Genomic DNA, 23,859 nt, shown 5'->3' with positions numbered 1-23,859 from the left:
CCTAGCTTCTGCCGTCAGGCCGCGGAGCGCATTGTGACTCGTCCACGTTTCGTTGGGGTGAGCGGGGTACCGAAGAGGCGGACACGCCCCGGCTCGCGACTACTCAACTACTAAAAGTAATAGTTGAGTACACCTGGGTTACAAATGAGTGACACCCATTCAGGAAGGTTGTGGCGACTGCTACCGTCCTGCCTGCCGTCGCGTTGCTTCAGGTCAAGGTATTGACAACGCCACCCACAAAGGGAAGCGGCGGGTTGCAGGGGGTAACACCGAGGGCTGGCGCGCCCGACGGTTCACGCACGCCCTCCAGCTCCTCGCCGACGAACTCTGTGATCTCGGTTACCCACGCTCGGGGGGAGCGGAATTTCGCATGGAGTGGCTCGGCGATGCGGTGCAGTTCATCCGCGATCATCGCTCTCTGGTACCGCTCGGAATCGCCGGTGTCGTGTCCTGGGTGGTCTGGCTCACACGCCGGATACTCTCGACCAGATACCGACCTATACGAAATAATTTCCGGACAACAACGTCCGTTGTGGTTCCTTCCTTCCGGGAGGATCCGGACGTCCTGATGCGATGCCTGGAAACGTGGCTCGCCCAGGAGCCGGACGAGATCATCATCATCCCCGACATCGAGGACGCGGAGCTCATCGCTCGACTCGCGATGCGCGCCGATCCGACCGTTCGGGTGATCCCCTTCGTCCACGAGGGCAAGCGGTCCGCGCTCGGCGTCGGCCTGTCCGCAGCGACGATGGACGTCGTCGTCCTCTGCGACTCCGACACCGCGTGGGAGCCCGGGCTCCTCGCCGCGGTCCAGATGCCCTTCATCGATCCGCAGGTCGGCGGGGTGGGCACCCGGCAGAACGTCTACGAGCCACGCAGCAGCGTCTGGCGACGGGTCGCGAACTGGCTGGTCGACATCCGCTACCTGGACTACGTGCCCGCCCAGGGACGGGTCGGCGCCGTCGCCTGCCTTTCCGGGCGCACCGCGGCCTACCGGCGCTCCGCGATCCTGCCGGTGCTGCACAACCTGGAACACGAGTTCTTCCTCGGCCGGCGGTGCATCGCCGGCGACGACGGCCGGCTCACCTGGCTGGTGCTCGCGTCCGGCTACAAGACGATGCACCAGCACACAGCCCACGCGATGTCGATGTTCCCCGACAACCTCCGGGCCTTCATCAAGCAGCGGGTGCGCTGGAGCCGGAACTCCTACCGCACCTACCTCACAGCCATCTACAAGGGATGGCTGTGGCGGCAGCCGCTGGTCACCCAGGTCAGTGTGCTGCAGATCGTCCTCACGCCCGTGACGATGGGCGTCGCGATGACCTACTTCGTGCTGTGGATGTTCCGGCCCGAGGCCAACGCACCCATCATCGCGATCTGCTGGCTGCTGCTCGGCCGTCTCATCCGCGGGCTCTCACACCTGCGGGAGCACCCGCGCGACATCTTCATCCTCCCGCTGACCGTGCTGATGATCATCATAGTCGCCCTGCCGATCAAGGCCTGGGCCTTCGTGTCGATGAACAAGCAGGGCTGGCTCACCCGGAGATCCGACCTCATCGGCGGGGAGGGGCAGACCGACGCCTCGACCCGCACCGGGTCCGCGGCACGCCCGGCAGCCGTGTCGGCAGCGAGTGGTGCCCAGTGAGGGCCGCCGTCTCCTTCGTCTTCGCTGTCCTCGCCGTCGTCACCGGCGCGATCCTGCTGCCGGCGGCGCCCGCCCAGGCGTCACCCGTGGCGCCCCTGCCGCCGGTCAGCTCCGCGGACGCGAAGAAGCAGTCCGAGCTGGTCGACGCGGAGGACATCCGGCTGCGGTCCATGTTCGCGCGGTTCGGCGTGCTCACCGAGCCGACGCTGGTCGAGACCACCGGCAGCCTGCCCACGCTGCTGCTGCCGGCGCGCAAGGAGCCCTACAGCGCTGAGGACGTCATCGCGGCCGGCGGCGGGCGCCACGAGGTGGACGGGGCGGTGATGTTCACCACCCACGTGCTGGTCGGCCCGCAGGCCAGGCTCGTCATCGACGCCGGTGTGCACACCCTGCGGCTGGCCAGCGGGGCGTCCGGATTCGCCTCCGTCGCCAGCTGGCGCGGGGGGCTGGAGTTCGCCGGAGCCTCACCGCAGGACCCGCTCACGATCGTCGGCTGGGACGTCCAGAACCTCGAACCGGACACCCTCACCACCGACGGGCGGGCCTACCTGCGCACCATGGGCGGTGAGCTGATCGTGCGCAACACCAGTGCCAACCACCTGGGCTTCTGGAACGGCCGGACCGGTGGGATCGCCTGGACCGGGAGCAAGGGCGAGCCGAGCACCGGCGGCGCGGCCAACTCGACGTTCAGCGACAACATCTACGGTGCCTACATCTCGGGCAGCGAGGGCATCCAGATGGTCGGCGTGCGGCTGGTCGACAACGAGCGCTCCGGCCTGGCCGTCCACCGGGACGCCATCACCACCCTGGTATCCGGGGTCACGTCGTCGCGCAACCACGGCGACGGCATGACCATCGACCGGGCGTCCTCCTCCCGGGTCATGCGAAGCACGGTGACCGACAACAGCGGTGACGGCATCTCCCTGGACGGCCGTGGCCTCGGCGTGGTCGCCACGGCGACCGGTGTGACGGTCAACCAGATCAAGGACACCCTCATCGAGGAGAACACCATCACCGGCAACGGCCGGTACGGGATCCGGGTCGTCGGCGGTGAGAACACCATCGTCAGGAAGAACAAGATCAGCGGAGGGCAGCTCGGCATCCTCGTCAAGAGCGGCGCCAACGGAACCCAGGTCACCGCCAACTCGATCAACGGCGCCGCGGAGGCCGGCATCCAGATCGGCCCGGACGCGCGCCGCACCGCGATCACCGAGAACTCGATGGCCGACGGCCGGCTGGGCGTCATCACCCAGGACGCCATGACGACCATCATCAGCCGCAACCTGGTACGCGGGGCCACCGACTTCGCGATCACCGTCCGCGGGATAGCGGACGACTCGGTCATCCAGTGGAACAACCTGGGCGGTGAGGGCTGGCGTGCGGTCGACACCCGCCAGTCCACCGGGATCGACGGGGGCGACGTCCACAACAACAACACACAGGCCTGGGTGGAACGTGAGCCGCAGCACTGGTACACGCTGATCCGCCGGCACCCGGCGCTCCTGGTGTGGGGCGCCGTGGCGCTGTTCCCGATCGCCGGCGCCTGGACCCGCCACCGGGCCCGCCGGCGGCCGCCGAGCCATCCATACCCGGAGTCGGAGCTGCTGGTCCGGCGGCTGACCGGCGGCACGATGCGCCCCGCCGCCGCCTTCTCCGGCATCCCCGGGCAGCGCGGTGCCCCGTTCGACCTGTTCGGCACCGCCGAGCCGGCGGATGACGTCACCGGCCACGCCGGGCAGCCGGGAACCGGACAGCCGGAGACCAGACAGTTGGAGACCGTCGGTCCGCCGGGCGACGACCCACACCAGCTTCGCAAACAACGGTCCGAGGGAGAATCCAGCGCGTGATCAGCCGTCGCCCGGTCCGTTCGCACCGCCGCCGGACCATGACCCTGGCCGCGACCAGCATTCTCGCCGGAGTCGCGGTCGCGGTGACCTCCTGCGGGTCAGGGAACGGGTCGGACCCCGCCCCGGACAGGGAGCCACCGGGATCGACCGCTCGTCCGCGAGCGGAGCCCACAGACACCGCCACGGCGTGGGCCACCGCCGGCCCGGACCCGTTCGCGTCGGCCTCCGCCACGGCGGCCGTCGACGGCGGCATCACCTGCCCGGCCGGTGGCGCCACCGTGAGTGACGCGGGCGACCTGCGCAGTGCGCTGGCCACGGCGAAACCGGGCACGGTCATCCGGATCGCCGACGGCGTCTACAAGGGGAAGTTCAAGCTCACGGCGGCAGGCACCGAGGCCGCGCCGATCTGGCTGTGCGGCTCGAAGGACGCGATCCTCGACGGCACCGAGGACGACGACCAGGTGAACTACGTCCTGCACCTGGACGGCGCGTCCTGGGTCCGAGTGGTCGGCTTCACCGTGCGCAACGGGCAGAAGGGAGTGATGGCGGACCGTCTCCAGCATTCGATCATCGCCCGGCTCCAGGTCAACACGATCGGCGACGAGGCGATCCATCTGCGGACCGCAAGCTCCGACAACACGGTCGTCGGCAACGTGATCCGGGATACCGGAAACCGGCGGGAGAAGTTCGGCGAGGGCGTCTACATCGGCAGCGCCGAGAGCAACTGGTGCACCTATACGGACTGTGAGCCCGACCGCAGCGACCGCAACTCCGTCATCGGCAACGACATCGCCGGTACGACCTCCGAGAACATCGATATCAAGGAGGGCACGACCGGAGGCGTGGTCCGCGGGAACACCCTCTCCTCGGATGCTCTGGTCGAGGCCGACTCCTGGATCGACCTGAAGGGCAACGGCTGGCTCGTCGAGGACAACATCGGTACGGGTGGCGGAACGCTGGAGGACGGAATCCAGACCCACGTCATCAAAAAGGACTGGGGGCGGCAGAACACCATCCGTCATAACACGCTGACCGTTAACGCGAAGGGCTTCGGCGTTTACATCCACGACGGCGACAAGACCCAGAACATCGTTGGATGTGACAACCAGGTCACCGGCGCGCAGTCCGGGCCGTCGAACATCGACTGCACGGGCACCTGACGCCGGCTCGGGTCAGGGCGAGCGTGTGCTCAGGGGACCATGGCGCGCAGCCGTACCTGCTCCTGCAGCCAGTACAGCTCCTGCGCCCACAGGCGCAGTCGCGCCACCGCCGCCAGCTGCGCCGCCAGCGCCCGGGCGACCTCGGGCCGGGCGAGATTCTGCAACGACTCGGGCGGCCATCGCCAGTCGGCGCCATCATGACCCGCGCGCCGGTAGGCAGCCCCGAGCAGGGCGACCTCGGCCAGCGCGAAGTCGACCTGCTCGGTCACCATCGCGAGGCGGGCACGCAGGTCCTCGGTGCTGATGGGAAACCTCCCTACCGTCGACCGCCCTGGGAGATCAGGAGATCAGGAGTTCAGCGGAGCCGAAAATCATCATGGGCCGCCGGACATCCTCTCCAGAATCGTACGAGCATTCGGGTGGTGAGCACAGCACGGGATTGCCCACACCTCGGCGAGCCGGCACCGGGTGGGTGATTACCCGACGGGGGTGAGCATGGGGCCCGGGCCGGTGAGTATGTGAGGTGACCTCCAGGTCGGGTAAGCGGACCTGCGGGGGCCAAACCGGCACCCTTCCAGCCCGATCACCAGGGGGGGACCGGTGGATCTGACGTCACCAGCAATCCTGATCATGCTCAGCTTTCCGCTCATCGCGATGATCGGAATGCTGATGATGAGCAGGATCGAAAGGAGCCTTTCGGCGGTAGGACCACGCAAAGGGTCGATCGCGGACGAATCGGTTCCAACCCGCCCGGCTTCGGCAGGTCCGGCGGACGGCACGCCCCACGAAGCCGGCAACGAACCAGGCCGTGGCCGGGGCCCAGTCAGCCAGACCGGGCTCAGCCGGGCCGGGGTCGAGGTGGTCGATGGCTCACCCGGCGGGCCGGCGGGCGGCCTCCTCGACCCGCAGGCGACCGGCGAGACCGGTCTCGCGGACAAGTTCGGCGAAGGCGGGCAGGGCCGCGCGGATGCGCAGCTCGGTGTGGACACGGCGCAGCAGAAGCTCCGCCCGGAGGAGGGCGGCAAGGCCCGCGATGTCCACCGACGCAAGATCGCCGACATCCACCGTCACCACACCGCCGCCCCGGCCCAGCAGCTCGCCGATCTGCTCGCGGAAACGTAGCCTGCCGACGGTGTCGAACTCGCCACCGAGCTCGATGACGACCTCGTCGCCGGTCCGCCGCACCGTCATTCGCGTCGCTGTCGCGTCGACCCGCACCTGTGGCCCCCGGGATGTCCGTCCGTCGCAGCACGGGCAACCATCCCGTGGGCTGGTCACAGAGAGTAACATGAACGCGGTAATCGTTGAACTACTGTTACTGATTGTTGCTGCCGCGGGGCCGCGCCGGCCCGAGGCCGAGCGGGATCGGCCTCAGGCGGAGCGGGATCGGCCTCAGGCGGAGCGGAGCAGGCTGATCAGCGCGTTGGTGGAGCTGTCGTGCCGCAGCGGCACCGAGTGATCGGTCAGCTCGGGGATGATCCGCCCGGCGAGCACCTTGCCCAGCTCCACACCCCACTGGTCGAAGCTGTTGACCCCCCAGATCACGCCCTGGGTGAAGACCTTGTGTTCATAGAGGGCCACCAGCTGCCCCAGCGTGAACGGATCCAGCCTGGACGCCAGCAACGTGTTCGTCGGCCGGTTCCCGGCGAACGTGCGGTGCGCGACGAGCTCCGGCGCGACACCCTCGGCCGCCACCTCCGCGGCCGTTTTGCCGAACGCGAGTGCTTCGGTCTGGGCCAGGAAGTTGGCCATCAGCAGGATGTGCTGGTCGACCTCGCCGACACCGGGGTGGTTCGGTCGCACGAAGCCGATGAAGTCGGCCGGGACCACGGTCGCTCCCTGATGCAGGAGCTGGAAATAGGCATGCTGACCGTTGGTGCCGGGAGTGCCCCACACCACCGGGCCGGTGGGCACCTGTACGGGCCGGCCATCAAGATCAACTGACTTGCCGTTGCTCTCCATGTCGAGCTGCTGCAGGTACGCCGGGAAGCGGGCCAGGTACTGGCTGTAGGGCAGCACCGCGTGCGTCTGGGTACCGAAGAAGTCCCGGTACCACAGGCCGAGCAGACCGAGGAGAACCGGAATGTTCCGTTCGAACGGAGCGGTCCGAAAATGAACGTCCATCGCGTGGAAACCGGCGAGCATCTCCCGGAAGTGCGCCGGGCCGATCGCGACCATCAGCGACAGGCCGATCGCGGAGTCCATGGAGTAACGCCCGCCCACCCAGTCCCAGAACTCGAACATGTTGGCGGTGTCGATACCGAACTCGGCCACCTTCTCCGCGTTGGTCGAGACCGCGACGAAGTGGGCTGAGACGGCATCCTCCCCGAGCGCCGCGGTCAGCCAGGAACGGGCGGCCCGGGCGTTCGCGATGGTCTCCAGGGTCGTGAATGTCTTGGACGCGACGATGAAGAGGGTCTTCGCCGGGTCCAGGTCGTGGGTCGCCTCCCAGACGTCGGTCGGATCGACGTTGGAGACGAACCGGACCGCGATCGAGCGGTCGGTGTAGTCCCGTAGTGCCTCGTAGGCCATGGCCGGGCCGAGGTCGGAGCCACCGATGCCGATGTTCACGATGGTCGTGATGTGCTCGCCGGTCGCACCCGTCCACACCCCGGAACGGACCCGGTCCGCGAAGGCCGACATCCGGTCGAGCACCGCGTGCACCTCGGGCACGACGTCGACCCCGTCCACCCGGATGCTGACGCCCGCCGGGGCGCGCAGCGCGACGTGCAGGACCGGCCGGTTCTCGGTCACGTTGATCCGCTCGCCGCCGAACATCGCCTCGATGCCCGACCGCAGCCCGGCCGCTTCGGCGAGCGCCACGAGCAGCTCGATCGTCCGAGATGTGACGATGTTCTTGGAATAGTCCAGATAAAGGCCGTCCGCCTGCACGGTGAATGACTCGGCCCGCTTCTGGTCATCGGCAAAAAGCTGGCGCAGCGTCACCCCGGAGATCTCCGTGTGGTGCGCGGCGAGCGCCGCCCACTGGGGGGTCCGTTCCACGGCCGTTCCCGCCGCGCGGGCGGTGGGCTCGGTGTTCGCCATGACGTGGGGCCCTTCCTCGATGGCAGTGCTCCCGTGCGGCCGCGTCCCCGCGCGCCCGCACGGCCGAACACCTGTCGACGATGACCAGCATGCTGCAGTCGCCCATCTGACGCGCCCGCCGGGTCGCTACCAGGGGCGGAATGGGGGGTATGAGGCCGTAGTATCGCCGGGAAAGCGCTGATGGCCCCGCATTGGAAGCAAGCGTCCCGCGGTCGCGCGTGACGCGGGCAACCGAGGCGGAACCAGCACCATCCAACACGGCAACAGATGCGAACCAACCGCGGGGCTGCGCAGACACAATCCCGCACGATGTGGCCCTCGGGTGTCACCACCGTGTGGTGATCATGGTGACGACCCGGCAGCCGGTGACGGACGGAACCGACCTTGCTTATCGACAGATCTCTCGTGGAGGCGGCGCTCCCTGGCTACACGGTCGAGGGGGACCTCGGCAAGGGAGGCTACGGCCTCGTGCTCGCCGGCCAGCACCGGCTCATCGGCCGCAAGGTCGCCATCAAGATCCTCCTCGACACGAGCGACGACCCCGATCTACGTGCGCGTTTCCTCTCCGAAGCCCGCGTCCTCGCCGAGCTCGACCATCCGCACATCGTGCGCATCCACGACTACGTCGAGCACCAGGGAACCTGCCTGCTGGTGATGGAGCTGCTCTCCGGCGGCACGCTGAAGCAGCGGATGGCCACCGGGAAGCTCTCCCCGGAGACCATCTGCGCCATCGGCATCGCCGCGTCAGCCGCGCTCGCGACCGCGCACAGCCACGGCGTGCTTCACCGGGACGTCAAGCCCGACAACATGATGTTCGACGGCGCCGGCCTGCTCAAGGTCACCGACTTCGGCATCGCGAAGATCTTCGACGGCGCCGAGACGACCGCCAGCGCCATTCTCGGCACGCCGCGCTACATGGCCCCCGAGCAGATCATGGGCGGGCGGCTGTTCCCCTCCACCGACCTGTACGCGCTGGCCGGCGTCCTCTACGAGATGCTCGCCGACAGGCCGCTGTTCGGCCGGCAGATGGCCGTGCAGCCGCTGACACATCACCACCTGAGCGTGATGCCCGAACCGCTCACCATGGTGCCCGCGCCGATCTCCGCGGTCATCATGCGCACCCTCGCCAAGGAGCCCGGCGCCCGCTTCTCGGACGCGTCGGAGCTCGCCCAGGAGCTCGCCGCCGCGGGCACCCGCTCGTTCGGCCCGGGCTGGTTCGCCCGCTCCGAGGTGAAGGTGCGGGTGGATGACGACATCCGCGCCGCGCTGGGCGGCACCGGCACGGGCATGCACTCGGGCGCCGCCCCGACGGTTCGCGCCAGTGGCAACTTCCCGGCCGGTGGCCCCGGCGGCCCGGGCTACCCGCCGGGACCGGGCCAGCAGGGACCGGGCCAGCAGGGACCCGGCCAGCAGGGACCCGGCCAGCCCGTGGGCGGCGGCTACCGCGGCCAGCCGCAGGGCCATCCGCACCCGGGCTACCCGGGCACGGGTGCCCAGCTGCCAGGTATGAGCCGCCCCGGTCAGCCCGGCTACAGCCAAACCGGCTTCAACCAGCCGGGCTACGGCCAACCCGGCTACGGGCAGCCCGGCGGCAGCACTCCGCACCCACGGCCACTGCAGGGCCCACCGAGCACGACGCCCGCGCCCGGCCCGCTCACGCCGCCAGGATCGACACCACAGCCACGCCCGGTGGGGCCGCCGCCAGGCGCGACACCGCAGCCGGCGCCGCTGGGGCGTCCCGGGCCGACCCGTCCCTTTCCCGGCCAGCCGGGCCAGGGCGGGTCGAACTTCGGCGGTCAGGGCTGGGGCGGCGCGAACGCGGCACCGACCCAGCGCCCCCCGGTGCAGCACACGCCGCCGGGGAGCCAGCGGCCGCCCGGCCACCGCAACCAGGACAGCAACGACAACAGTCGCACCCTGATCATCGCGGCGGTCGTCTTCGTTCTGGTCGTCGCGCTGACGGTCGGCCTCGTCGTGGCCCTGTCCGGCGGCGGAAACAAGGACCACGGCGGCGACGAGGTCCGCTCCAGCCCGGCGAACGCAGCCGCCTACAGCGGGGCGGCTGTCACGGTGCAGGGGCTGAGCCCCTACAGCCTCTCGATCGACGACCAGGGTGCGCTGCTGATCACCAGCCTCGCGACCGACCGGCTGCAGAAGATCTCCGCCACCGGTTCGGTGTCCGACCTCGCCGGCACCGGCTCGGGCGGGTTCAGCGGTGACGGCGGGCCCGCGACCGCCGCGAAACTCGACGGTCCGGGTTCCGCGGTGACCGACGGGAAGGGCAACATCTACATTCCCGACGCGCGGAACTACCGCATCCGGAAGATCGCCGCAGACGGGACCATCAGCACGATCGCGGGCACCGGCGTCGCCGGGTATTCGGGTGACGGCGGCCCGGCGACCGCCGCGCAGCTCAAAAGCGCGGAAAAGCTGGCGGTCGCCCCGGATGGATCGATCTACATCGCGGACTACGAGAACCACCGCATCCGGAAGATCTCCACGGACGGAATAATCACCACGATCGCCGGCACGGGCGTCGACGGCTACTCCGGAGAGGGCGGCCCGGCCACGGCCGCCACGCTGAACGGCCCGAACGATGTCGAGGTGGCCAGCGACGGCACCCTCTACATCGCCAACCTCGGCAGCGACACCATCCAGAAGATCAACACGGACGGAACCATCCACACCGTGGCCGGAACCGGTGAGCAGGGCTATTCCGGCGACGGCGGCCCGGCCACCAAGGCCCAGCTCTCCATTCCGTCGGTCTCCCTGGGCCGCAACGGCACGCTCTACATCGCCGACTACGGCAACAACCGGATCCGCAAGGTGGACGCGAACGGCACGATCACCACCATCGCCGGCACCGGATCCGAGGGCAGCTCCGGTGACGGCGGCCCGGCGACGGAGGCCAAGTTCACCGATCCGAGCTCGGTGGTCGAGGACTCCACCGGGGCGCTCTACATCGCCGATTCGGGCAACAACCGGATCCGGCGCATAGCCCCCGACGGCACGATCACGACGATCGCCGAGTAAGCCGGAAAAAGACATGCCCCGAACGAATCGGAACAGCAGCGTGCGGAGAATGGCCCGGTGACTTCCATCGACCTGGGGCGAGTCGCCGGCGCGCTGACGGGCTACGAGCTCGGAGCGGAGCTCGGGCGCGGCGGTTTCGGCGCCGTGCTGGCCGGCCGGCATCGCCTTATTGACCGGGACGTCGCGGTCAAGGTCCTGCTGGAGCCGGCCGGCGCCCACGGCGGGGGCGACAGCGACCTGCGGGACCGGTTCCTCTCCGAGGCCCGCGTCCTGGCTGGCCTGGACCACCCGCATGTCGTGCGCATCTACGACTACGTCGAGCAGGACGGCCTGTGCCTGCTGGTCATGGAGCAGCTCACCGGCGGAAGCCTGAAGACCCGCGGGCCGGGCCTGCGCGACCCGCGCGCCGCCTGCGCCGTCGGGCTGGCGGCCGCGGCGGCGCTGGCCGCCGCCCATGATCGCGGCGTCCTGCACCGGGACGTCAAGCCCGACAACCTGATGTTCGCCGGAGACGGCACGCCCAAGGTCACCGACTTCGGCATCGCCAAGATCCTTGAGACGACGGCGGCGACCACCACCGGCCTCGTCGGCACTCCGCGGTACATGGCCCCGGAGCAGATCACCGGCTCCCGGCTCGGGCCGGGCACCGACCTGTACTCCCTCGGTGTCGTCCTGTACGAGCTGCTCGCGGGGCGGACCCCGTTCCCCGCCGGCCTGACCGTCCCGGCGCTGCTGCACCACCACATGTCGGTGCCGCCACTGCCGCTCAACGAGGCTCCGCCGCCGCTGGCGGCGGTGCTCCTCACCGCGCTCGCGAAGGAGCCGGCCTGGCGCCCGCCGACGGCGCACGACTTCGCCCTGTCCCTCGCCTCCGCGGCCACCTCCGTGTTCGGACCCGGCTGGCTCGCCGTCAGCGGCGTCCCGGTGCGATTGGCCGACGACGTGCTCGCCGCCGCCGGCCACACCCAGGGCACCACTCCGAGGCCCGCCGAGATCGCCAGGCAGCTCGGCGGCGACGGAGCCGCCGGCCGCCCGCCGTACGCGGGTACCGCTCCGTACGCGGGTACCGCTCCGTACGCGGGTACCGCTCCGTACGCGGGTACCGCTCCGTACGCGGGTACCGCGGGGTTAGCCCCGACCAGGGTCGAGGACTACGCGGATGAGACGGTCGGCCCATCGACCGGGCCCCGCGGGCACAGCGGCCGCAACGGGCACCGCCAGCCGACCGGCCCAGGAGGCCGTTCGCGGCGCGCAAAGATCATCACCGCGTCGGCGACGGCCGTGGCCGTGCTCGCGGTGGCACTCGGGCTGGGGATCTGGCTCACCGCCGGCGGCTCGGACCCCGAGGGACCGGCCTACGCCGGCAGCGAGGCGGTCGAGGTAAGCGGTCTCTACAGAGCGGACGGGATCGGCATCGGCCCCGACGGTTCGCTGTACCTCGCCGACAGCGGCTCGTCCGGAAAGTGGCAGGGCCAGGTCCTGCGACTGAGCCCCGACGGGAAGCTCACCCATCTCGCCGGGGTCGGCCCGCCCGATACCACGCCGAGCCCCACCGCCGAAAGCACGGACGCACCGGCCTCGTCCCCATCGAGCTCACCGTCACCGACGCCGTCACCGACGCCGGTGCTCGGCGACGATGGGCCGGCCACGCGCGCGGACCTGATCGCCCCGGTCGCGGTCGCCGCCGGGCCCGACGGCGACGTCTACGTCGCGGACAGCGACGACGGCCGGATCCGCCGCGTCGCCGACGGGAAGATCACCACCGTCGCCGGTGCCGGGCCGGGTGAGGGGTTCAGCGGAACCTCCGGCAAGGCCGTCGGCGCCAAGCTTTCCGATCCCCGAGCGGTGGCGGTCTCCGATGAGGGTGACCTCTACATCGCCTCCGGCTACCGCGTCCGCAAGGTGACGTCGGACGGCATCATCAGGGTGATCGCCGGCACCAGCGACTCCGGCACCACCGGCGACAACGGCCTGGCGGAGAAGGCGACCTTCACCAGCCCGTCCGGCCTCGCTCTCGCCGACGACGGAACGCTCTACGTCGCGGACAGCAGCGCGCACACGGTTCGCAGGATCTCAACCGACGGGAAGATCACGCTGGTCGCCGGCACGCCCGGCGCCTACGGCTACTCCGGTGACGGCGGCGCCGCGACCTCGGCGAAGCTCTACAACCCGCACAGCCTCGCGGTCGGGCCGGAGGGCGAGCTCTACATCGCCGACACCTACAACGATGTGATTCGCGTGGTCACCACGGACGGTAAGATCAACACGTTCGCCGGCACGGATGACGTCGACGCGAACACCGCTGACGGTGCCCTCGCGACCGAGACCGAGTTCAGTTATCCCTCCGGGCTCGCGATCGACGCCTCCGGCGCGGTTTACGTGAGTGAGCCCGACCGGGGTACCGTCCGACGGATTGGTCCGGACAAGCTCGTGACGACCGTCCTGCGAAAGGCAGCCGACTAGATCACAACGCAGGCACCGAGCGAGGAGCTGCATGTTCGATCGGCGGGAGTCCTTCGACCGTCGCGAGGTGCTGCGCCTGGCCGGCAGGGGGCTGGCCGTGCTCGGTGCCGGCGGGCTCGCCGCCGGTGGTCTCGCCGGCTGCGGTGGCGATGACGACGACGGCCCCGGCAGACCGGGCGGCGTCGACGAGGGAACGCCGAGCGAGCGCGACTGGCAGCGGCTGTCGGAGCAGCTCTCGGGTCGCCTGGTCCGGCCTGGATCCGGCGAGTACGGCACCGCGCTCCAGCTGTTCGACCCCGCCTTCGACAAGATCCAGCCGCAGGCGGTCGCCTACTGCGCGTCCGCCTCGGATGTGGCCCTTGCCGTGGGCTTCGCGCGTTCCGCGGGCATCGCCCTCGCGGCCCGCTCCGGCGGGCACAGCTACGGCGGCTATTCGACGACGAGCGGCCTGGTCATCGACGTCTCGACACTGAACGAGGTGCATCCGGGCAACCGGTCGGGTCTGGGGGTCGCCGCGGGCGGCGGAGCCACCGCGAGGTCGGGGGTCGCCACCGTCGGCGCCGGGGCCCCGCTCGTCGATGTCTACGACCAGCTCATCCAGGCCGGCGCGATGATCGCGGCCGGCTCCTGCCCGACTGTCGGCATCGCCGGGCTGACCCTCGGCGGCGGCATCGGCGTCCTCGGCCGGCGCCATGGGCTGACCTGCGACCAGCTGCTGGCCGCCGAGGTCGTCCTGGCGTCGGGGGAGATCGTCCAGGTGGACGCCGAACGGGACGCCGACCTCTTCTGGGCGCTGCGTGGCGGTGGCGGCGGGAACTTCGGGGTCGTCACCTCCTTCACGTTCGCCACACATCCGGCCACACCACTGACGGTGTTCAGCTATCGCTGGCCCTGGGACGCCGCCGCCGAGGTGGTGGCCGCCTGGCAGGACTGGAATCTCGGCGCCGACGCGCCCGACGAGCTGTGGTCCACGTGTGTCGTCACGACGACCACGGGCTCCGATGGGAAGGGCACACCCGCGATCCGGGTCAGCGGCGTGCTCAGCGAGCCGGGCGGCTCGACCACCGGCACCAGCAGCGGCACCACCGGCACAGGCGGCGGCACCGGTTCGCGGACCGCGCTCGGCGGCAGCGCGGGCAGCACCGTGGCCGCGCCGGCGCGGGACCTGCTCGCCCAACTTGTCGACGCGGTGGGCAGCCGGCCCGCGTCCACCTTCGCGGCCCAGCGTGGGCCGCTGGAGGCCATGCTGATCGAAGGCGGCTGCTCGGGGCGAAGCGTGGCGCAGTGCCACCTCGCCGGGCGCCATCCAGGCGGAACCCTGCAGCGGGCCGCCCAGCTGGCGGCCTCGAACTTCCTCACCACGCGGCTGCCGGCCGCGGGCACCGAGGCCGTGCTCGCCGCCGTCGAGGCCAGGCAACGCGAGGCCGGGCTTCGGTCCGGCGGTGTCATTCTCGACAGCTGGGGCGGCGCCATCGGTCAGGTCGGCCCGCAGGACACCGCGTTCGTGCACCGCGACGTGCTGGCGAGCGCCCAGTACGTCGCCGGCTACGACATCGGGGACAGCGCGGAGCTCAAGGCCCGCAACGCCGAGTGGCTGCGGGCGACCACGGTCCGGATGGGCCCGTACGTGGCGGAGTCGGCCTACCAGAACTACATCGACCCGGAGCTCAGAAGCTGGGAGACGGCCTACTACGGCTCGAATCTGGCGCGCCTGCGCTCGGTGAAGCGCGCCTACGACCCGGACAACGTCTTCGCCTTCGCCCAGGGCATCCGCCCCGCGTGACGGATCTTCACCCGCCCACCAACGAAGATCGAGATTACCGAAGGTAGCGACAACTACAGGCTGTCGCCACTCCGGGCAGGGAGTCGACGTCACCTGCCCGGAGCGGTGTGGATCAGTACATCGGTTGATCCCCACCTCCGACTACTGGCTGCCTCTAGTCCAACCGCTGTCCGTTCCATGTCCGCCGACACCTGGCGATGTCTCCGCGATGGCAGGCGTTCCCGGTCCGAGGGGCACTGATCGCCCGGGAAGCGCGACCACCTCCCCGCACCGGCCGGTCAAGGAGGCGACAGCGCGGCCGCGTGGTTCCCTGCGGCATCACGAAGACCACCGGAAGTCCGCGCGTGGACCCGGTTGTGGCACGGCGGTTCCCCTTGCGACCACTACTCAAAGTCAGTACACACGTGCTGTCGGCAACCACCGACAGTCACCACCGGCGCCGGTCCCGGCAGGCACCGGCTCGCCAATCGCAGTTCAGGAGGTCCACATGAAGCAGTTGATCTGGCCGTGGGGAGTGACCATCTTCATCATCTTCTTCATGGTCACCGCGCCGGGAGACGCCGCCGATGTGGTCCACAGCGCCTTCGGTGCGCTGGGCACCGTGGCCGACGGGCTCAGCAGCTTCGTCTCCGACGTCGCCGTCTGACAGCGGCGCGACGACCGACACCGCCAACCACGCCGACACCGACACCGACAACCATCGATCAGAAGCTTCGAGCCAGCGGTCGGGTCACCGCGACGACAGTCGTCCAGTCGGAGAGTTCCGAGAGCACGACCCCCCAGCGGGCGCCCTTCGCGGCGATGACCTGACCGTTCCCGACGTACATGCCGACGTGGCCCGGCGCGATGGCCGTCCCGTCGGAGCCGGGGATGAACAGCAGGTCACCCGGCTGGGGCTCGACCCCGCTGACACGGGGACCGTAGGCCACCTGTTCGGTCGTGACCCGCGGGAGCGAGACACCTATCTCCCGATAGGCGGCCTGCACCAGCGACGAGCAGTCCCAGGCACCCGGACCCGTCGCCCCCCAGACATAGGGCTTTCCGATCTGCGACCACATGAAATCGATCACCGGCTGAAGTGTCTCGACCGACACCTCGACGCCGGTGTCGAGCGAATCGCCGTACACCTGGGCCTGCGCCAGGATCGTACGGACATAGTTACGCGTTTCCGGATAGGGCGGCACACCGGCGAATGCCAGCACCGCACCCGGGCCGGCGTTGTAGGCGGCCAGCATCTTCTCCTGCGCCGAACCGGGTACGGAGGCGACGGCCGCCGCGACCGCGCAGTCGTAGCGCGCCGCCGCGGGAATGGCATCGGCCGGGTTCCACACGTCGCCGCTGCCGTGGGCGGCCCAGGTTCCCGGCATGAACTGGGCGATTCCCATCGCGCCGACCTGCGACTGGGCCCGGGGGTTGAACCCGGATTCCTGGCGCAACTGGGCGGCGAGCAGCGAGGGCGTCACCACCTCGGGGCAGCCGGAGGCGTTCGCCGCATCCGTGATCAGTTGCACGTACTCCGTCGGAATCCCCTCGGAATTCGTGATCACGCGCCCGCCGATGTTCTGTTCGTCGAGAAAGGGCGCGGCGATCAGCAGAATCAGCACGGAGATCAGCAGGAAGATTCCGCCGATGGTCACGAAGCCGCCGACGCCGAGCCAGACCAGCAAGCGCCCGCCCCGGACCGTGCCGCGCGACGTCCTCGCCATCCCAGCCGCCGCCTCTGCTCGTCGCGTCCGTACTACCGGCCCGGCGCGTCGCCGGCGGCGTTCTCAAGATCGGCACCGGCGATCCGCCAGGTGCCGTCAGTGCCGACCAGCATCGTGACCGCCGGTGTCGAAACCGTGATCTCGGCGGGCCCGGCACCGGAGATCGTCTCTCGGCGCACATTGAGCAGGAGCGCCACCTGCCCGGACGTGCTGGTGTCGACGCCCCCGACGGGTGTGACCGCGAGCACCGAGACCGTGGAGCGGGTGCCGGCGGCGCGCAGCTCGTCCCAGGCACGACCGGCCTGAGGGTCGTTGTCTCCCCCGGCGGTGCCGTCAGAGCCGCCGGTGCCGGCCCCGGCGAGCTTGGCGGCGAAGTCCGGGGTCAGGCAGTCGCGGGCCCGTTCGACGCCGGCTGCCGGGCCGGCGTCGTTGCGGGCGTCGAACGACTGCCATTTCGTGAAGCAGTCACGAGCCACCGCAGCGGGATCTGTGGGATCAACCGTGGCCTGATTTTCAGCGGTGGCGGTGGCGAGCGGCGGACCCGGCGCCTGACTGGCTCCCGGCGGAGGCCCGGTCCTGGTCGGGGCAGCCGATGGCTGGTCAGAGGTGTCATCGAGCGCTGCACAGCCCGCCGCCGTAACAAGTAGCAGCGAGATCAATGTCACGAATCCAACAGCAAGGCGGAACCGGGCGCGATCAAGGCGGTGGTGCGGTGTTCTTCTCCCGTGTCCGCGTGGTCTCACTCGTGGCCGTCCAGCCAGTCACGGACCCGGCCGCGACGAATCCGCCACTGATGACCGACCTTGCGCGCGGGGATCGCGCGTTCCGACAGGAGCTTCAGAACCGTGCTCTCCGACAGCCGCAACCAGGTCACCAGTTCGTCGACAGTGAGCACGTCGTCGTCGTCCGAATGGAGCGCCGGACGAGGCGACATCGCAGGTGACGCGCCTGCGGCCACCGGCGCGGCCGGTGGCTCCGCCGTCCTGGCCACGGGCCGGGCAGGCATTCGCGGCGGGCGTGACGAGGCCGTCGGAAAGCGATCCTGCACCACCCAGGGCCCCCTTCTCGGCCGACAACCGACAGCCGTTACGCGTCGGCGAGGGAGGCTAACACCGCAATGCCGACCCTGGCGAGTCCCAACTATCGCTTGTCATACTTGAACGGCTCGTGTTACATCGATCCGACCGCAGCCGAGAGCAAGTAACAGTAAGTAACTGTAACTGGCACCAATTGGCCACCACCAACACCAGATCGAGGAACCAGTCAGACCTGCCAGGAGGGCGACGGCGCGTGAGCGATGTGCCACAGGCACCGTACGGCGAGGAGGGGGACGCGCGGCCCGTTTCGCTGATTGGCGCCCGAATCCCTTCATCCACGCCGTACGCGGCCGAGCTCCCGGCTCGCGACGGCGAGAGCGACGACCGTTCCGCCACCCGGGCTGCCCGCCGCAGGCACCGCAGGCGCGGTGACTCGGACGAGCCCGCCGCCACCGGCGCTGGTGACGGATCGTGGCAGGACCAGGCGTTCCATCTGGAGGATGCGGCACCCGGCGGCGCCAGGCCCGCAGGCCGGTCCGGCATGTCGGGCACAGGCCGAACCGGCATGCCGGAGTCAGGCCGGGCCGACCCGCCGCGCACCGACAGCCACGACAGTGGCGACGGCAGCCACCAGGAACCGCGCGGCCAGGCCCAGCGGCGCGGCCGTCGCCTTCCACGCACACCCCCGAGCGCCGGTCGCGACACCTCGGCCACGGCCGGCGGTGAGGTGAGCGGCGGCGGGCGACGAGCCATCGCGCCACGAGCGGCCCGGCCGGAGCCGCCCGTCGCGGGCGAGCCACCCCGGCGGGTCGAGGTGGCCCGGGTTCCCGCACCGGTGCCGCCCGGCCGGTTCGCGGCGACCCCGTCGCTGCCACGGGTCACGGCAACCGACGACCAGAGCGCCACACCGGACACGGCCGCGGACGACACCCTGAACCGCCGCCCCGTGCTCCGTCGGGCCGCCACGCCCCGGGCCGTCCCGCCGCCGGCGCCGATGGGCCGCAAGGACCCCAGCTTCCCGCCGGCCACCTCGGGCTCCCTGGCCAACACCGGCAGCTCCCGCACCGGCGTCGGTGCCGGTCCCGGTGCCACCGGCAGCCCCGGCGGCACAGCGGCACCAGGCCCCGCCGGAACGCCCCGCGGGCGCGCCGGGTCCGGTTCCGGCCGCGGGGCCTCCGGTGCTTCCGGGGCCTCAGGTGGCCGAGAAACGATCAGCGGCTCCGGTGCCTCGACGACCTCGCCGGGCCAGCGTCCCGAGCCCGCCGAGCCGTCGGCGCGTCGCGGCGGATACCAGGGCGGCACCAGCGCGCCGCCACCTGGCCGGCGGCCCACGACGGCCGGCCCGCGTCGGCCCGGCCGTCCGTCGGCGCTCGCACCCAGGACACCCGCGACCGACCCGGCACCCCTAACCGGCCCAGCGCCCGTAACCGGCCCAGCGCCCGTAACCGACCCGGCACCCGTAACCGGCCCAGCGCCCGTAACCGATCCGGCGCCCACAGGCGACCCGGCTCCCACGCCGCCGGCGGCCTGGGAGCAGCACGGCTGGCCAGCCCAGGCACCAGCGGTGGCGGACGAGGCCGCGGCCCGGTCGGTGGATTCGTACGCGCCGCCGGAAGTGCCCAGCTACCCCGGTCAGAGCGAAGTCAGTGGCGCGGAGCCCATCTACCCGGCCGAGATCTACCCAGCCGAGGCCCATCCGGCCACACCGGCGGTTTCCGCGGGCCAGGCCTGGCCCACGGTGGACCCGGCCTGGCCTGCTGCCGACCCCGCCTGGCCCGCGGAAGGTCAGACGTGGCCGTCGGCCGATCAGGCCTGGCCAGCTGATGGTCAGGCCTGGCCGGTAGTCGAGTCCACGCCGGAATCCGCAGCCGCCGCAGACACCGCCGGTGGCGCCCTCGGTGACACCGGCGCCGCTGCGGCCTCGGCCTGGGGCGACGTCGACGGGTGGTCCCAGGGGCCCGGTGTCACCGAGGCCGCCGCGCCGCTCCAGCCCGAGATCCCGCCGCTGCCCGTCGAGTCAGGTGACCGCCCCGTCTCCGTCGCACCGCACGGCGTCGCCGAGGCGGATCACGTCGACCAGGTAGACGGCGAGCTCGCGACCGAGGCAGCCGATCAGGTCTCCCTGCTCGGTCATGATCCGGACGCGGAGGAAAGCGCCGGCTACCCGCAGAGCGATGTCGACGTGTGGGGCGATGACGATGCCCCGCTGTCGTCGGCGTCCCCGGCGTCCCCGGTGTCGTCCGAGGACGGGCGCCCGCGGCGTTCGTCGACGGCGCTCCTGCCATCAGGCCCGCACCGCAGGTCAGGCCTCGAACCCGACCACACCCGGGAGCACCCGTCGGCGGTCGCGAACCGAGCCTCGTCCCGGAGCGCCTGGCCGGGGCAGGAGACTTGGGCCGATGCGGACGACGACGAGCCCTGGGAGGAGATCCCACTGCGGATCACTCTCATGGACCGCGCCGCAGCCGTCCTGCCGGGCTCGTGGCGGATCGCGGTGACCTCGCTCTTCCCGTACTCGGGCACCACGACGCTGGCCGGCGTCGTCGGTCTGACCCTGGCCGGTGTCCGCGCGGAGCCGGTGCTCGGTGTCGATCTCCATCCGGGGACGACCACCCCCGGCTTCGTGCCCCCCACCGCCGACAGCATCGAGATCGACGAATCACGTGGTGACAACCTGGTGAGCCGCGTGGGCAGCCGGGGTGTCACCACCGTCTCGGACATCGCGCGGCAGCGCGGATCCGGCGCCGCGATGCCACCCGAGGAGGTTCAGGCCCTCATCGGTGCACGTCGCTCGGGCGCCTTGTTCGACCTCGACGTACTGCCCATCGAGCGCCCCGCAGGAAAGGGCGCGGATCAGGGCGCCGGCGCCCTGGTGCCAGTGGCCGAGCCGGTCACGCCGGGAACGCTCCGAACCGTGCTCGGCGCGCTGGCCCACGCCTATCCGCTGATTCTCCTGGACGCACCGGCGGCGGCCCCGCTCACTCCGACGGCGATCCGCTCCGCGGACGCGGTGATTCTCGTGACGCTGGCGACCGCCTCCGATCTGGAGACCACCCTCGCCGACCTGCTCGACCCGCAGGGCGCGCTGGCCGGCGTCGGGGTGAACAGCCGGGAACGGCTTCGCCGCGACGAAGCCGGCGCCCATCCCGGCCCCGCTGTCATCGCCGCCGTGGTGTCACCGCGGCGAGGGCGGCCCTCACCCCGGACCAGGACCGCCACGGCCCAGCTGGCCCGCTATGTCGACGCAATCGTGCGGGTCCCCTACGACCCGCGCCTCGACCCCAGCCGCGGAACCCCCGTTCGGATTCCGAGGCTGCGCTGGGCGACCCGGCGGTCCTATCTGCGGCTGGCCGCCCAGACGGTGGACGCGTTGGCCGCAATGGCAGACGCCGAGGTCAGCGCGCCGGTGCCGGCGGACCGCCCGCCCTTGAGCCCACCGTCGCCGCTAGCGATTCCCAACGGTTCGACGCGGCTACACACCGGCGATGCCGATCACCCCGAGGTGCCCGGCGTATCATTTGGCGACCTGCGGCCCGGAAGCACACCCACGAGGGTGTCCGGGCCGGATCGTCTGGGCGGTCAACCGCCCGCGGGAAGGGAACCAAGATGATCGTGGGTGCGGCAACCGCCTCGGTAACAGCCTTTCTCGCCGTGGAAGTCAAGCCGAACGAGGCCAAGGCGCCCGGCATCAACGCGCTGAAAGACCTGGTCAACGGGCTGGCCGCGTATGCGGTCGTCGCCGCCGTGGCCTCCGTGTTGTTGGGCGGAATCGCATGGGCTCTCGGTGAGCGGATGGGGCTGGATCGCGCTTCGGCCGTCGGCAAGAGCGGTGTCCTCGCGGGCTTCGGCCTCGCCTTCCTGGTCGGTGCCGCCGCCACCTTCGTCAATTTCTTCATCGCCACCGGTGCCAGCGCGGACGACGCCACCACCGACACCAACAGCATGCGTCCGCCTGCAGTGGTCCTGACCATCACCCCAGCCCCCGCCGAAGACATCGTCGATGATCCCGACGTGGTCCATGCGCCGCCGTCCGCAGACTTCTAGGCGGTTCCGGAGGTATCTGGCCTCCGACATTGCGATGATGACCCTGCCGGCAACGGAGGGGAGTAGGCGTTGGTGAGCCTCGCAGAGTGGGCATTCGGACGTCTGATCGTTGTCATCGTCGCAGCGTCAACGGTGACCGCGGTCGGAGTCGGCACCGTGACTTTCTTCATCGGACGGCATTCGGTGGACAGCAGCCCTGAGGCATCGGCCAGCGCCGAGCCGGAGCCCGCCACGCCCTCGGCGCAGGCTTCGGCGGCGCCGCCAGCCGTGGTCCCCACGCCCGACGATGTGCCCACGCCCACAGGCGAAGCCGGCCCGGTCGGCGCCCCCACGCGGGTCAACGAGTTCGGGGTCCCGGTCGGCTACCCCCACACAAAGTCCGGCGCCATAAGCGCCTGCGGAAACTACTATACCGCCTACAATAAGCGCACCAATAGATCAGAGGAAAGAATTCGCGGGTTCTTTTCTTCAATTTCAGATCCAAGATCAGTCGAAGCGCTCGCTAGTGGCATCTTGCAGGTTGATCAGGAAAACGCCACGATTCTCGGAGTTCCATCAATCCAGGATCCGCTGGTTAACTTCGACGCTCGACCGCTCGGATATCAGATAGAAGCCAGCTCCGATTCCCAGGCAAAGATACTGATCTGGGGCGCAATTTCACTAGGCGTTTACGACTCGGTTGACCCTGTCAAGCAAGCACAAGTTCGATGGGGCTCCGAAACCTGTCAAGTTCGCTGGCAGGAGGACGACTGGAAGCTGGTAAACGCAGACGACGGTCCGGATGGTCCGCTACTTCACAGTCGTAGCGCCGGAGACTTCAAAGAGTTTGTAGTGGCTGGAGGTCCGCAATCATGACGGGTGGCATGGTGGCCTCCGCGCCAGCAGATCAGAATGTAGTCCTTGCGTGGACTCCTTTGACGCCACTAAAAGATCTCGCCGGTGGCGCCGCCGACGACTTTTTGGAATCTGTCGGCAAAGCGTTCTGTAACATGGCGGCGGACCTTTCGTCGTCCGTCTTCAGCTTTGCGGCACAGAAGACCGCTGTAGATCTCAACGCGCAGTATGTCGTCGACAACTACAACATCGTCTTCGGCGTATCGGTGCTCATCGTCACCGGGCTTTTCCTCTGTTCGTGCACCGTAGCGGCACTACGGGGCGATCCGCACGTGTTCGTCCGGGCCCTGGCCACCACCGGCACGGCGATCATCGGCTCGTTCATCGCCCTGACGCTGCTCCAGATGGTCCTGGCCGCCTCGGACGGCATGGCCGAGGCCTTCGGCAATGACAAGGCCCTGGGGGCGGACCTCGTAGCGCAGCTCCGAGAGCTACCCGAACAGGGAAATTTCGCGCTAGATCTCGTGCTGTCCCTCCTGGTGGCGATCTTCGCGTTCACGCTTTTCGTCGTGCTCTACATCCGTAAGGTCGCGATCATCGTGGTGGCGGTGTTCATCCCGCTCTATCTGGCGGGGCAGCCCACGATGACGACCAGCGCGTGGATGAAGCGCGCCACGGAGACGCTGGTAGCGCTGATTTTCGCGAAGCCCGTCATCTACGCGATTTTCGCGCTCGGCGCCGGCATCGCCCAGGACACCGGTGGATCCACGGTTGACCAGACACTGAGCATTCTCAGTGGTGTCGTAGTGATGATCGCGGCCGTCCTCTCGCCGTTCATGCTGATGCACCTGCTCGGATTCGCCGACGTCCAGCTCATGCGCGCGGTCGGGTCCGCCGGGCAGCGCAGTGCGGCGTCGTTCGGGCACGGCGCCGGCGCGCTGCTCGGTTCGACGTCCCGGGAGACGTTCCGCGGAATCGGTTCACGGCTGCAGACCAGAAACCGGGGAATGCTCGGCGACGCGGGTGCCTTCGGCGGGTCGACCGTTCCCGCGGCCCGTCCGGCGGTGCGGCCCGGCCGCGGAGGGTCCGGTTCCCCGGCGCCGGTCGGAACGCCTGCCCGTGCGGGTGCCGCCGGGACTGCACGCGCCAGGGTCAACCGCTCGGAGGGTGCGGGCGTCGGCGCGGCCCCGGCTGGGACCAGGTCCGGCCGGAACTCCGTCGGCGCGACGGCCGCAACGCGAGCCGTCCCGGCCAGGGCGGGA

Annotated in this window: 18 protein-coding genes; 11 read left to right on the top strand and 7 right to left on the bottom strand. The window is 70.1% G+C overall.

The features are described 5' to 3' along the window. Positions 1-208: 208 nt before the first annotated feature. Positions 209-412, bottom strand: coding sequence for a hypothetical protein (locus FREUN1FDRAFT_RS45280; protein WP_198144478.1), 204 nt, complete (start codon positions 410-412; stop codon positions 209-211). Here FREUN1FDRAFT_RS45280 and FREUN1FDRAFT_RS24260 point away from each other — a divergent pair. From FREUN1FDRAFT_RS24260 to FREUN1FDRAFT_RS24250, 3 genes are read left to right on the top strand one after another with little or no spacing between them, the layout of a single operon-like run. Next, a complete protein-coding gene (locus tag FREUN1FDRAFT_RS24260) occupies positions 371-1,645 on the top strand; it encodes a glycosyltransferase (RefSeq protein ID WP_006542871.1) in 1,275 nt (424 codons plus the stop codon). The two genes, FREUN1FDRAFT_RS45280 and FREUN1FDRAFT_RS24260, sit on opposite strands and share 42 nt — an antisense overlap. Beyond that, positions 1,642-3,492: a right-handed parallel beta-helix repeat-containing protein gene (locus tag FREUN1FDRAFT_RS24255; protein ID WP_006542870.1), complete on the top strand. Its 1,851-nt coding sequence runs from the start codon at positions 1,642-1,644 to the stop codon at positions 3,490-3,492. The genes FREUN1FDRAFT_RS24260 and FREUN1FDRAFT_RS24255 overlap by 4 nt, the downstream gene beginning before the upstream one ends. Continuing rightward, complete coding sequence (locus FREUN1FDRAFT_RS24250) at positions 3,489-4,652, top strand: hypothetical protein (protein WP_006542869.1); 1,164 nt, start codon at positions 3,489-3,491, stop codon at positions 4,650-4,652. The genes FREUN1FDRAFT_RS24255 and FREUN1FDRAFT_RS24250 overlap by 4 nt, the downstream gene beginning before the upstream one ends. A 29-nt stretch (positions 4,653-4,681) precedes the next feature. On the opposite strand, the gene FREUN1FDRAFT_RS24245 is transcribed toward FREUN1FDRAFT_RS24250, so the two are convergent. The 3 genes from FREUN1FDRAFT_RS24245 to pgi all read right to left on the bottom strand — a co-directional run bounded on the left by FREUN1FDRAFT_RS24245 (position 4,682) and on the right by pgi (position 7,697). Beyond that, positions 4,682-4,924 (bottom strand): hypothetical protein, encoded by a 243-nt coding sequence (locus FREUN1FDRAFT_RS24245; RefSeq protein ID WP_006542868.1) that lies wholly within the window; start codon positions 4,922-4,924, stop codon positions 4,682-4,684. Between the two features lie 598 nt (positions 4,925-5,522). Continuing rightward, complete coding sequence (locus tag FREUN1FDRAFT_RS24235) at positions 5,523-5,870, bottom strand: STAS domain-containing protein (RefSeq protein ID WP_006542867.1); 348 nt, start codon at positions 5,868-5,870, stop codon at positions 5,523-5,525. A 174-nt stretch (positions 5,871-6,044) separates the two neighbouring features. After that, positions 6,045-7,697: a glucose-6-phosphate isomerase gene (gene pgi, locus FREUN1FDRAFT_RS24230; RefSeq protein ID WP_006542865.1), complete on the bottom strand. Its 1,653-nt coding sequence runs from the start codon at positions 7,695-7,697 to the stop codon at positions 6,045-6,047. 384 nt (positions 7,698-8,081) lie between these two features. Between pgi and FREUN1FDRAFT_RS24225 the strand changes: the two genes are divergently transcribed. The 4 genes from FREUN1FDRAFT_RS24225 to FREUN1FDRAFT_RS45275 all read left to right on the top strand — a co-directional run bounded on the left by FREUN1FDRAFT_RS24225 (position 8,082) and on the right by FREUN1FDRAFT_RS45275 (position 15,622). Beyond that, on the top strand, positions 8,082-10,730 hold the full coding sequence (locus tag FREUN1FDRAFT_RS24225; RefSeq protein WP_006542864.1) for a serine/threonine-protein kinase: 2,649 nt from the start codon (positions 8,082-8,084) through the stop codon (positions 10,728-10,730). Positions 10,731-10,787: 57 nt separating this feature from the next. Further along, entirely contained in the window at positions 10,788-13,193 is a 2,406-nt protein-coding gene (locus FREUN1FDRAFT_RS24220) for a serine/threonine-protein kinase (RefSeq protein ID WP_006542863.1), read from the top strand. 31 nt (positions 13,194-13,224) lie between these two features. Continuing rightward, a complete protein-coding gene (locus FREUN1FDRAFT_RS24215; protein WP_006542862.1) occupies positions 13,225-14,976 on the top strand; it encodes an FAD-binding oxidoreductase in 1,752 nt (583 codons plus the stop codon). A 487-nt stretch (positions 14,977-15,463) separates the two neighbouring features. Then, entirely contained in the window at positions 15,464-15,622 is a 159-nt protein-coding gene (locus FREUN1FDRAFT_RS45275; protein ID WP_006542861.1) for a hypothetical protein, read from the top strand. Positions 15,623-15,680: 58 nt separating this feature from the next. On the opposite strand, the gene FREUN1FDRAFT_RS24210 is transcribed toward FREUN1FDRAFT_RS45275, so the two are convergent. The 3 genes from FREUN1FDRAFT_RS24210 to FREUN1FDRAFT_RS24200 form a co-directional block, all read right to left on the bottom strand. Further along, the gene (locus FREUN1FDRAFT_RS24210) at positions 15,681-16,682 is read right to left on the bottom strand and encodes an NlpC/P60 family protein (protein ID WP_006542860.1); all 1,002 of its coding nucleotides are present in this window, start codon (positions 16,680-16,682) and stop codon (positions 15,681-15,683) included. Positions 16,683-16,714: 32 nt separating this feature from the next. After that, positions 16,715-17,158, bottom strand: coding sequence for a hypothetical protein (locus FREUN1FDRAFT_RS24205; protein WP_006542859.1), 444 nt, complete (start codon positions 17,156-17,158; stop codon positions 16,715-16,717). 263 nt (positions 17,159-17,421) lie between these two features. After that, entirely contained in the window at positions 17,422-17,616 is a 195-nt protein-coding gene (locus tag FREUN1FDRAFT_RS24200) for a helix-turn-helix domain-containing protein (RefSeq protein WP_006542858.1), read from the bottom strand. Between the two features lie 356 nt (positions 17,617-17,972). Between FREUN1FDRAFT_RS24200 and FREUN1FDRAFT_RS24195 the strand changes: the two genes are divergently transcribed. The 4 genes from FREUN1FDRAFT_RS24195 to FREUN1FDRAFT_RS24185 form a co-directional block, all read left to right on the top strand. After that, positions 17,973-21,329: a hypothetical protein gene (locus FREUN1FDRAFT_RS24195; RefSeq protein ID WP_006542857.1), complete on the top strand. Its 3,357-nt coding sequence runs from the start codon at positions 17,973-17,975 to the stop codon at positions 21,327-21,329. Beyond that, complete coding sequence (locus tag FREUN1FDRAFT_RS24190; RefSeq protein ID WP_006542856.1) at positions 21,326-21,763, top strand: DUF6112 family protein; 438 nt, start codon at positions 21,326-21,328, stop codon at positions 21,761-21,763. Before FREUN1FDRAFT_RS24195 ends, FREUN1FDRAFT_RS24190 begins: the two co-directional genes overlap by 4 nt. A 72-nt stretch (positions 21,764-21,835) precedes the next feature. Beyond that, positions 21,836-22,618 carry a hypothetical protein gene (locus FREUN1FDRAFT_RS41885; RefSeq protein WP_157475266.1) on the top strand — a complete coding sequence of 261 codons (783 nt, stop codon included), beginning with the start codon at positions 21,836-21,838 and terminating at the stop codon, positions 22,616-22,618. A 134-nt stretch (positions 22,619-22,752) separates the two neighbouring features. After that, positions 22,753-23,859 (top strand): hypothetical protein (locus FREUN1FDRAFT_RS24185; protein WP_050796012.1); only part of this gene is annotated, 1,107 nt, incomplete at its 3' end.

The sequence above is a fragment of the Parafrankia sp. EUN1f genome, assembly GCF_000177675.1.
Classification (GTDB): Bacteria; Actinomycetota; Actinomycetes; order Frankiales; family Frankiaceae; genus Parafrankia.
This window is presented reverse-complemented; position numbering and strand designations above follow the sequence as displayed.

Excerpts from the sequence above, each read along its gene's own strand:
- FREUN1FDRAFT_RS24190 (WP_006542856.1), top strand. The coding sequence starts at position 21,326 with ATGATCGTGGGTGCGGCAACCGCCTCGGTAACAGCCTTTCTCGCCGTG.
- FREUN1FDRAFT_RS24245 (WP_006542868.1), bottom strand. The coding sequence starts at position 4,924 with ATGGTGACCGAGCAGGTCGACTTCGCGCTGGCCGAGGTCGCCCTGCTC.
- FREUN1FDRAFT_RS45280 (WP_198144478.1), bottom strand. The coding sequence starts at position 412 with ATGATCGCGGATGAACTGCACCGCATCGCCGAGCCACTCCATGCGAAA.
- FREUN1FDRAFT_RS24260 (WP_006542871.1), top strand. The coding sequence starts at position 371 with ATGGAGTGGCTCGGCGATGCGGTGCAGTTCATCCGCGATCATCGCTCT.
- FREUN1FDRAFT_RS24210 (WP_006542860.1), bottom strand. The coding sequence starts at position 16,682 with ATGGCGAGGACGTCGCGCGGCACGGTCCGGGGCGGGCGCTTGCTGGTC.
- pgi (WP_006542865.1), bottom strand. The coding sequence starts at position 7,697 with ATGGCGAACACCGAGCCCACCGCCCGCGCGGCGGGAACGGCCGTGGAA.
- FREUN1FDRAFT_RS24200 (WP_006542858.1), bottom strand. The coding sequence starts at position 17,616 with ATGTCGCCTCGTCCGGCGCTCCATTCGGACGACGACGACGTGCTCACT.
- FREUN1FDRAFT_RS24215 (WP_006542862.1), top strand. The coding sequence starts at position 13,225 with ATGTTCGATCGGCGGGAGTCCTTCGACCGTCGCGAGGTGCTGCGCCTG.
- FREUN1FDRAFT_RS45275 (WP_006542861.1), top strand. The coding sequence starts at position 15,464 with ATGAAGCAGTTGATCTGGCCGTGGGGAGTGACCATCTTCATCATCTTC.